This window comes from Acinetobacter sp. ANC 4169 (assembly GCF_002135355.1).
GTDB lineage: Bacteria > Pseudomonadota > Gammaproteobacteria > Pseudomonadales > Moraxellaceae > Acinetobacter.
This window is the reverse complement of sequence record NZ_NEGE01000011.1, coordinates 140,281-150,821: the sequence shown is the minus strand read 5'-3', so window position 1 is coordinate 150,821 and position 10,541 is coordinate 140,281. Positions and strand designations below refer to the sequence as shown.

Sequence of the window (10,541 nt, the reverse complement as noted above, 5' to 3'; positions counted from 1 at the left end):
ATAAACAGTTGTGCTGGCGACAATAGCAAGAGTGAACCACCTGATCCCTTCCCGAACTCAGAAGTGAAACCTCTTAGCGCTGATGGTAGTGTGGGATTACCCATGTGAGAGTAAGTCATCGCCAGCTCATTATTCCAAACACCCCCAACCCGAATAGCATTGCTAGGAGAGTTGGGGGTGTTTTTTTGTGCCTATGATTTATGCATGAAAGAAAAGTAAAAGAAAATGCGCAAAGAATAATTAGATGATTTCGAGTCATAATAGGGGATTGGGGGAAGTTAGACGCTTTAATATGTGATTTTTATATTAAAGCGCGATAGGCGTATACTCATTCGGTGCATTAGTGGAAAGCCCATGTCTGATTTAACTCCTGAAACGACATATATTGAATATGGAACTCGACCTTTTCTAGCCGTTCTATTTTCATTATTTTTAGCAGGTTTTGCGATATTTTCATCCTTGTATTGTGTACAACCGATGATGCCGATTTTTGCCCAGTTTTTTAATGTTAGTCCGACACATAGTAGCTTTCCATTATCATTTTCAACCATAGCTTTAGCGATTGGATTGCTTTTTACAGGTTTGATCTCAGATCGTTTCGGGCGAAAACCTGTCATGGTCGCTGCATTATTTTTAGCGGCATCGCTTTCAGTCATCAGTTCAATCTTTACAGTATGGCAAGTTTTTCTTTTTAATCGTATTTTAATTGGATTGAGTGTCAGTGGCGTAGCTGCTGTTGCAATGACATATATCGGTGAGGAAGTTGCCAAAAAAGATATTGGTTTTGCGATGGGGCTGTATATCTCAGGTACTGCAATTGGTGGGATGGGTGGTCGATTAATTGCAGGGGTACTAATCGATTATATTAGTTGGCAATCCGCGATGATGATTATTGGTATCATCAATTTATGTGTTGCCACGGCTTTTTATCTATTATTGCCACCCTCTAAACATTTTCAATCTTATCCTATTCGTTTTAAACGCTTTTATGAGTCTTTCATAAAAAATTTAACCGATAAGAAACTTAGATTATTGTTTTTACAAGGCTTCATCTTAATGGGCAGCTTTGTGTCAGTGTTTAATTATATGAGTTATCACTTACTCGAAGCACCGTATCAATTGTCGCAAACATGGATTGGTCTTATTTCAATTGCTTATTTAGCGGGAATTTATAGTTCACCTCGTGCCGCAAGTTGGGGGCGGCGTTTTGGACGTAATATTGTTTTGCCTGCAATGTTATTGATGATGCTGATTGGTTTGCTGGTGATGTTATTACCATCTTTATGGATGTTATTAGCTGGATTGATTATATTTACCTTCGCATTTTTTGCTGCACATTCGACTGCGAGTAGTTGGGTGTCTGTACAGTCTTTACAATACAGAGCAGTCGGTTCATCGCTATATTTGTTTTGCTATTACTTAGGCTCCAGTGTTTTGGGAAGTAGCAGTGGTCTGGTTTGGGAGAGATTCGGCTGGATGGGATTAACCGTGTTTATCAGTCTGGTTCTGGGATTGGGTTTATTGTTAGCCTTAAAACTCAAACCTTAAGTTGCAAATTAGTCAGATTTGTCAGGTTCAAGCATCTGATGTGGAAACATTTATATGAGATAGATTAAACCACTGGTTTTGTACAAATTATAATCAAGCAAGATGAATGGAATTCATGCTAAAATGATCGGCTTTCATCTTTGATCTTATTTTTAGATCTCCTATCATCTGCCAGCCGAGAATTGCTAGCCATGTCTACTGCTTATACCATGCAGACTGCGCCAAAAGCGTTGTTTGATTACGACAAATATTGGGCGTCTTGTTTTGAACCTGCGCCATTTTTGCCGATGTCACGCGAGGAGATGGATCAACTCGGCTGGGATAGCTGTGACTTTATTTTGGTCTGTGGCGATGCCTATATCGACCATCCCTCTTTCTGTTCAGGCATTATTGGCCGTACTTTGGAAGCTCAGGGTTTCCGTGTCGGCATTATCGCGCAGCCGGACTGGACCAGCGTGGATGCATTCCGCGTATTGGGTAAACCGAATATTGCTTGGGGCGTAACGGCAGGCAACATGGATTCCATGATCAACCGTTATACCGCAGACCGTAAAATCCGTTCAGATGATGCTTATTCACCAGACAACGTACCCAACAAACGTCCTGACCGTGCAGCTACTGTATATTGCCAGCGTGTTCGTGAAGCTTATCCAGATGTGCCGGTATTGCTCGGCGGTATTGAAGCATCGTTACGTCGTATTGCACATTATGATTACTGGTCAGACAAAGTCCGTCGTTCGGTATTGATGGATTCAAAAGCAGACTTGTTGATGTATGGTAATGGTGAACGTTCAATTACTGAAGTGATGCACCGTCTGGCTAAAGGTGAAAAAATTACTGACATCACCGATGTACGTGGTACGGCATTTATCGTCAATAAACATAACCGTGCGTCTAAAGCCAAGTTCGTTGAAATTGCATCCAATGATGTGGATGCGATTGGCCGGGTTGATCCAATCATCAATCCTTATGTGATGACTGAGGATTTGGATGGCTGTGAAATTGAAAAAGATAAGGGTAATTCTTTAACCCAATACCAAAATTTCCAAAAAGAAATTGTGAGCAATCCGATTGTCCGTGAAGGCGATCAACTAGATGCCGATACGCAAATTGTACAGCTACAACCTGCGTCTAAAGCGATTAAACATAAATTACCGCCACGTGAACTGGCCGTGATTCGCTTACCTGCATTTGAAGAAGTTGCAGCAGATCCTGTTTTATATGCACATGCCAACCGTATTTTGCATCTCGAAACCAATCCGGGTAATGCGCGTGCCATGGTGCAAAAGCATGGTGAACGTGATGTCTGGTTGAATGCACCGCCGATTCCGCTCACTACCGAAGAAATGGATTATGTATTTGACCTGCCTTATGCACGTCTTCCACATCCATCTTATGGCGAAGCACGTTTCCCCGCTTTTGACATGATCAAGTTTTCAGTAAATATCATGCGTGGCTGTTTTGGCGGTTGTACTTTCTGTTCGATTACCGAACATGAAGGTCGTATCATTCAAAACCGTTCTGAAGAATCCATCTTACGTGAAGTGGAAAAAATTCGAGATACGGCTCCGGGCTTTACTGGCATTATCTCGGACTTAGGCGGCCCAACAGCCAACATGTACCGTTTGGCCTGTAAAGATCCAGAGATTGAAAAGAATTGCCGTAAGCCATCGTGCGTATTCCCGGGCGTTTGTCAGAATCTGCATACCGACCATGCGCCATTGACACAGTTGTATCGTAAAGCTCGTGCGTTAAAAGGTATTAAAAAGATTTTGATCGGTTCAGGTCTGCGTTATGACTTGGCGGTATTGAACCCTGAATATGTGAAAGAATTGGTCACACATCACGTTGGTGGTTACCTCAAGATTGCGCCTGAACATACCGAAAAAGGTCCATTATCCAAGATGATGAAACCGGGGATCGGCACTTATGACCGTTTCAAACAAATGTTTGAGCGTTTTAGTAAAGAAGCCGGTAAAGAACAGTATCTGATTCCTTACTTCATCGCAGCCCATCCCGGCACAACTGATTACGACATGATGAACCTGGCCATTTGGTTGAAAAAGAATGGTTTCCGTGCCGATCAGGTACAAACCTTCTATCCATCGCCAATGGCCACCGCAACCACCATGTACTACACCGGTAAAAACCCGCTGGCGAAAGTGGCGCGTTATACTGAAAATGTCGATATTGTGAAAGGTGAGAAGCGTCGTCGCTTGCACAAAGCCTTCTTGCGTTACCATGATCCAAATAACTGGCCGATGTTACGTGAAGCTTTGAAAGAAATGGGCCGCTCAGATTTGATTGGTAATTCGAAACAGCACCTGATTCCGAGCTATCAACCACAAGGTACAGAAGGACAATATCAGTCTGCACGCAAGAAAAACTCGACCTTAGCGGGGGATTCTGCAAAACGTACCAGTGAAAATACTGCACGTAATCAATCACGTAATGTTGCTAATACAAATGGCAATAATCGTCCTAAAAAAGGTCAGATCTTGACCCAACATACCGGCTTACCACCACGCGAAACAGGCGAAAAACGTCCATTTGCTGGTTCTAAATCAAAAACTAAATCTAAGCCTAAGTCAAAAGCTTGATTTAAAAATAAAAAAAAGGACGCTCAGGCGTTCTTTTTTTTATCATTAAGTTAAATAACTGCTAGTGAAACAGCTCGTCGGAATTGTAGGACAATAATAGAAAGTAATCTTGCATCCCTGCTGGGCCTTGAGATAGAGTAGTTTTGTGTCTGATAATGGATTAATCCTAGACATAGATGTAAAAAATAAAATCAGTGCAACTTTTTGTCAGCATTTATGATGATTTCGTCATGATTAAATGCAGTTTGTTTACTTGAAATATTTAATAAAAATAATCGTTGTATACTGAATTTCATAACAATCATCGGTGTGACACCGGAAAAGACTATAAAAATTTAAAGGACTAAGAGGATGATAATTTATATTTTGGTCGGAAGTTTACTTCTGTTCGGCGTTCTGCTGAAGGCTTGGAAAAGTCTGGAAAGTGGAACCAAGCAGCAAGATAGCGCTTTAAAACAAAGAGCTATTTTTAATATTAGTGAACAAATAACCTTTACACGTCTCAAAGAAATATTGCCGCAGAGTACCGTGTTGGCTCATGTTTCATTTGATGCTTTATTGACGACCAAATACAGCCGTACCCGTCATAAATATCGCAATATGGTGGCTGATTTTGTGATCTTGGATGAACATCATCAGGTTTCTGCCATTATTGCACTAGACGATCCGATGGCTTTAAGACACCCGCAAAATGCCCAATATCAGGATGCTTTATTGGCGATGGCAGGATATCGGGTGATTCGTTATGAAGATGTACCGGAATATTTTCAGTTAAGACAAGACTTTTTAATTGAAAAACCTGCTTATTCTCAGCTGGACCAGTTAACAGAAGCTTCAATAAAAAAGTATGATTTCTATCCAGATTTGGGCCGTAAGAAAATCCGAATGTTAGGTTAAATCAGCATAAGCATGAATGATATTCATGCTTTTTTTTAGTTTTTTAATTCGATGCACGCACCGCAGTTACCGTCATTTCTACCAGCACATCAGCAGCATATAGCTTGGCTTCGACACAGGTGCGGGGCAGGGCTTCAATATCAGCTACCCAGGCATCCCAGATTTCATTCATCGCCACATAGTCATTTTCAATATCTTTTAAATAAATGGTCACAGACATAATCTGACTTTTGTCTGTACCGGCATCTGCCAGCAAGCGATCAATAATTTCCAGTGTTTGTCGGGTTTGACCTTTAATATCCAGCGTAGTATCGGAAGCCAATTGACCCGCCAGATGTACTAAATTTCCTGAAATGGCAATTTCAGAAAAACGCTTTTCAACATGCAGACGTTGTACTGCCATAATATGAGTCCTGTGTTTTCGGCATAATTGCTGCAAGCCCTATTCTGGGTAAACAGCCTGCAGCCAAGAAGATGACAACATCATAATGTCATGAGCCCTTAGCGTAAATCATTCATCGAGCAGTTATTGTTGGGCTATAGTTGCCACAGCAGAGATTTTTAAAAATAACAGGGATCAGCAGCACAAACGGCAGCAAATCGGAGTGATCGATAGCAGCATGTATAAAATGCTTCAGTGCAGTAGGAAATATGCTGTTTTTAATAGATTTATAGAGATATGTGCAGAAGAGATGCGAGTGAGGAGCCATGCGGTTCAACAGAGTTGCCCTGTAATATTCGGATTTGATCGTCACGCCAATCACAGGACAGCATGCTAAAAGTAAAGGTGATTTTTAGCATCTCGGCGCTTACATGGATAAATGCATCGCGCCCATAGAGTACCGCAAAAAAACCGTTTGTGTAGCATCAATTGCTTTAATTTTATTCTTTTGGTTGAAAAATATGCAAATATTACCAAAGGGAAAGCTGTGACTGATCTTGCTGATCGGAAAGCTGGTACAGCCCAACGCCAATGAGGCGAAATTGAAAATGTTCTGGAATATGCATTTCCATGAGTAGCTGTTGCAACACCTGTTCCAGTTGTTGCCGATTTTGCAAAGGCTGTTTGAAACTCTTGCTGTGTTGTAAGACCTGAAAATTTTTTAACTTGAGTTTGGCTGAAACCCCGCGTGCGCAAAGTTGTTTGCGCTCTAAACTGTTCCAGACTTGGTCAATCAGCCTAGGCCAAGCGTTCTGGCATTGGGTTAAGGTCAGGTCATCATCAAAGGTGGTTTCCTTGGAAATTTGCTGGCGTTCGCGCTCCGCCTGAACCGGACGTTCATCAATCCCTTGAGCATAGAGAAAAAGCTGTTTGCCATATTTTCCAAAATGCTGAACCAGCACATTCTGCTCAATTTTTTGTAAGTCTCCAAGCGTTTGCAATTGCAGCAGCTTGAGCTTTTCCTGCATCACTTTTCCTACACCCGGAATTTTCTTCAGCGGTAAATCCTGAATAAACTGCTGTACCTGTGAGGGCTTAATGACACAAATGCCATTCGGTTTGTTCCAGTCTGAAGCAATTTTGGCTAAAAATTTATTTGGCGCCACTCCGGCAGAGGCTGTTAAACCAGTCGCTTGGAAAATATCTTGCCGTATTTGCATGGCCACTTCGGTGGCACTGGGAATATTTTGCAGGTTTTCAGTGACATCCAGATAGGCTTCATCTAAAGACAAGGGTTCAATGAGTGGCGTGTAACGCTGAAATACCTGATGAATCTGCGCAGAAATGTCACGATATTTTTCAAAATTGGGTTCAATCACGACTACGTGTGGGCAAAGCTTTCGGCCTTGTGCCATCGACATGGCAGAGCGCAAGCCAAACTCGCGCGCAGGGTAGGAGGCTGCACAAATTACGGCCCGTGGGTGATGTGAAGACACCACCACAGGTAAATGCTTTAACTCAGGCCGGTCTTTCAGTTCCACAGATGCAAAAAAGGCATCCATATCGATGTGAATGATTTTTCTCATGCAGTCCCAAATTCTGCCTGTACATGCTGGGCTTCAGTATCTCATCTTCATCGATCAGATTGTAGAGCAGGAACAAGTGGATACGACACAGGCTGACTGAGTAAAACCAGACGGGTTTGTTGTTGTTCAGCCGCTTGAATCAGTATTTTTAGACTTTGCTCAGTGTGATCTGCCAGGTACGGTAAAAACTCCAAAGGCTGGTCAATCGGCTTGAAAAAGTTATCCCAATGAATGGGCACAACCACTTTAGGCTTTAATGTTCGCAAAGTTTGATCCAGATAGTTTTGCTGAAACCCTTCCGATTGGCGTGACAGCTGGGCAATGCCTAAAAATAAAATATCCACCTTTAAATTTTTCAGTTGATCCGGTATGGCACCGGTACTGGCTTTGACTAAAATGCGCTGACCTGAATGTTCAATCAGATAGTCAAAACTATGGCCTTCTTTAAACTTAGAAAAACGGGCAGGAAGTTGCAGCGGTTGTTTAATTTCCTCTCCCAGGTCATTGTTTACGGCAGTGGGCGGGGTATGTTGTGAAGCAATCGCAGTAATTTTGAATTCACCAAAGCTTAGGGCGTGCAAGGGTTGAACCTGAATGAGCTGCTGTTCTGCAACCTGTCCGCCACGTGCGATATTTAAAGTGCTACTTGAACTAATAATTTTAGTATGGGAAAGCTGTCTTGCAAGTTCAGCAATATCCAGTGCATGATCATAATGTGAATGAGTGACGAAAATGGCTTGAGTCCGCTGCAAATGTTGTTGCTGAATCATCTGCCGGATGAGTGCGGGCTGACTTTGAATGTTCTGAAACAGCACCTGGTAAAGGGAAGGACGACTAAAAAACCCGTCAATCAAAATTTGTGTTTTGCCATCATCGAAAAGCAGGGTAGAAACGCCAAAGAATTTGACCTTGAGCCTTGAAGATAGTGCCGTTTTTTCAGAGGGGAAATATTGCCATTTTTTAAAATCCGATACCTGACCTGAAGGTTGCAGCAGAAAAACCACAGCAGCCATAAGAACAAGTATGCTTATGCCGAATGCCAGCCAAAATCCTTTTTGAATTGCCATAATTTTCCTGTTTTTTATGTGGTTTTATTTTTATTGTGGATTAAGATCGAAGCTTATCTTGTTATTTTTTAGGTAAATTTTCAACCTTTTTAATTGGATAGAGACCATTGTCTTCTAAAAAGCGCGTCCAGTCTTCTTCATCGCCATTAAACACGTTTAAGTCAACGGCTTTAGTAATGCCCTTGATGGTGCCCTGATTGGTGTGTTGCCAGAACAGCCATTTTGGATTGCCTTTTAAATCCGGTTTGCCTTTGTATTCACGAACCCAAAGTGGGGTTTTTACAAATTCCCCTGCCAGAATAATGTTATAGAATGACTTTGAAATATAGAAAATCGGTTGTTTGCCATAATGCCGATACAGTCGGTCATGCATGACCTGAATTTCTTTTAGCAACTGTTCCTTGGTATAGGTATTGATGCAGTTACTGTCATATTCCAGATCAATCACTGGCGGCAAGGCATCGGCTTTATTGGGTACGGTTTCAATAAAATTTTGTGCCTGAATTTCGCCATCACGGCATAAACGGTAAAAATGATAGGCACCGACCAGCAAGCCATGTTCACGTGCCTGTAGCCAATAGTCCTGGAATTTTCGATCTTTAAAATCGCCGCCTTCGGTAGCTTTCAGATAGACAAATTGATAGCTTTTCGGGGAAATCTGTTTCCATTGAATATCCCCCTGATGATGCGATACATCAAAACCTTTGACCGGATATTCCTGTGCCGAAGCAGGATTATGATGCAAAACAAAAACATACAATACGATTGCAACACAGCTCAGCATGAGGCCAATGCACGAGGCATACAGCTTGTGATGATTGGATTTGGCGAATCGTTTTTTAGGCATAAAATAATTTGTGATGTTTTATCAAGCACATGATAACGCGATCTGAACATTCAGACCACGTTGTTTCTGATGCCATCTGACTAAACGGGTGTATGGCGTGGAATTTGCCAGAAAATTGCTGCGGTAATCAGGTTAATGCAGCCGAGGCAAATGAGTGTGCTGTGGAAAGCTGTCACGATCTGCTCGGTACCGAAATAGGCAGTAAAAATATTGACTAAGGTTCCGGCCAAAGCCACACCAATACTCATCGACACCATCATGATCATCGACAGAAAGCTGTTGCCACTGCTGGCATCCTGTTGCGGCAAATCCTTTAAGGTCAGGGTATTCATGGAAACAAACTGTAAAGAATTCAGCATACCGAAAATAAAGAAATGCAAGGTTCTTAACCAGAGTGGAGTATCCGCCGTGCTCAGGGCAAAACTGGCAATACAGGCGCCGACCAATAAGGTATTCACCAGCAATACCTTACGATAACCAAAGCGTTGAATAATCTGCCGGATAATCGGCTTGGAGGCCAGGGAACCCAGTACGGTCGGAATCATTAACAGACCGGTAATAAATGGCTCAAAGCCAAAGGCCACCTGCAACATCAGCGGAATTAAAAAAGGCATCGCGTTGCCGCCTAAGCGGGCAAAGAAATTACCGATAATGCCTATAGCATAAATTTTATTGCTAAATAATGTGCTGCGGAACAGCGCATTGTGATGGGTATGGGCATGAACGGCATAGATAATAGCGGCCAATATACCCGCAATCACCAGACCAAGACTGCCCCACAGCGATTGATGCGGACTGGCAAAGTTTTCAATACCCAGTGAAAGTCCGACCATGGCAATCACCAGCAGTATAAAGCCGAAAAAATCAAAAGATTTAACACTCGGTTCAGTGACGTTGGGCATGGCTTTAAAGCTAATCAGACAGCCTAAAAGCCCCATTGGAATATTAATTAAAAAAATCCAGTGCCATGTCGCCACTTCGACCATCCAGCCACCCAGTGTCGGACCAATCAAGGGGCCGACCAGACCAGCGAGACTCATCAAGCTCATGGCCGATAAAAACTGGCTGCGGGGAATGACCTTGAGCATGGCCAGACGGCCCACAGGCAGTAACAATGCGCCACCAATCCCCTGAATGACCCGATAAACCAGCAGCTCATTTAAGCTGTTGGCCAGTCCACATCCCAGCGATGCCAAGGTAAACACAATAATGGCTGTAAAGTAGGTGTTACGCACGCCAAAACGGTCGGCCAGCCATCCGCTTAAAGGAATACAGGCTGCTACCGAAAGTACATAGGCCACCACCACACTATGCATCTGTAACGGATCTTCAGCCAGATTTTCTGCCATAGCTGGAATTGCGGTATTAACAATAGTGGTGTCCAAACCTTGCATAAAAAAACCGATCGATACCAACAGCACCAGCAGTCGGAATTCAGGTTGTAGGGCTTGATGCGAAGGTGTGGCGTTCATAAATTTTTGTAAGGCTGAGATTTTTATACAGTTTAAAGGAATAATTCAACGCTGTTGTAGTAAAAGCTTTTCACTATTCCAAATAGGGATTGCAATAAAACTGCAATCAAAGATTCATGCCGCTGCAACAGCATGTTTATAA

8 protein-coding genes and 1 rRNA gene are annotated in these 10,541 nt (G+C 42.6%); 4 read left to right on the top strand and 5 right to left on the bottom strand.

What is annotated here, in order from left to right:
* Positions 1 to 12 precede the first annotated feature (12 nt).
* From rrf to B9T26_RS10130, 4 genes are all read left to right on the top strand, one after another.
* Positions 13 to 127, top strand: a 5S ribosomal RNA gene (gene rrf / locus B9T26_RS10145).
* A 227-nt stretch (positions 128 to 354) separates the two neighbouring features.
* Positions 355 to 1,548 (top strand): MFS transporter, encoded by a 1,194-nt coding sequence (locus B9T26_RS10140; RefSeq protein WP_086199575.1) that lies wholly within the window; start codon positions 355 to 357, stop codon positions 1,546 to 1,548.
* A gap of 191 nt (positions 1,549 to 1,739) precedes the next feature.
* Positions 1,740 to 4,148, top strand: a complete 2,409-nt coding sequence (locus tag B9T26_RS10135) for a YgiQ family radical SAM protein (RefSeq protein ID WP_086199574.1) — start codon at positions 1,740 to 1,742, stop codon at positions 4,146 to 4,148.
* 351 nt (positions 4,149 to 4,499) lie between these two features.
* Positions 4,500 to 5,045 carry a DUF2726 domain-containing protein gene (locus B9T26_RS10130; protein ID WP_086199573.1) on the top strand — a complete coding sequence of 182 codons (546 nt, stop codon included), beginning with the start codon at positions 4,500 to 4,502 and terminating at the stop codon, positions 5,043 to 5,045.
* Between the two features lie 43 nt (positions 5,046 to 5,088).
* Here B9T26_RS10130 and B9T26_RS10125 read toward each other — a convergent pair whose 3' ends face one another.
* The 5 genes from B9T26_RS10125 to mdtD form a co-directional block, all read right to left on the bottom strand.
* On the bottom strand, positions 5,089 to 5,448 hold the full coding sequence (locus B9T26_RS10125; RefSeq protein WP_086199572.1) for a RidA family protein: 360 nt from the start codon (positions 5,446 to 5,448) through the stop codon (positions 5,089 to 5,091).
* Between the two features lie 509 nt (positions 5,449 to 5,957).
* Positions 5,958 to 7,013 (bottom strand): DNA polymerase IV, encoded by a 1,056-nt coding sequence (gene dinB, locus B9T26_RS10120; RefSeq protein WP_086199571.1) that lies wholly within the window; start codon positions 7,011 to 7,013, stop codon positions 5,958 to 5,960.
* A gap of 47 nt (positions 7,014 to 7,060) precedes the next feature.
* Positions 7,061 to 8,080: an MBL fold metallo-hydrolase gene (locus B9T26_RS10115; RefSeq protein WP_086199570.1), complete on the bottom strand. Its 1,020-nt coding sequence runs from the start codon at positions 8,078 to 8,080 to the stop codon at positions 7,061 to 7,063.
* 61 nt (positions 8,081 to 8,141) lie between these two features.
* A complete protein-coding gene (locus B9T26_RS10110; protein WP_086199569.1) occupies positions 8,142 to 8,927 on the bottom strand; it encodes a GH25 family lysozyme in 786 nt (261 codons plus the stop codon).
* 80 nt (positions 8,928 to 9,007) lie between these two features.
* Positions 9,008 to 10,399, bottom strand: coding sequence for a multidrug transporter subunit MdtD (gene mdtD / locus B9T26_RS10105; protein ID WP_086199568.1), 1,392 nt, complete (start codon positions 10,397 to 10,399; stop codon positions 9,008 to 9,010).
* Between the last annotated feature and the right edge of the window lie 142 nt (positions 10,400 to 10,541).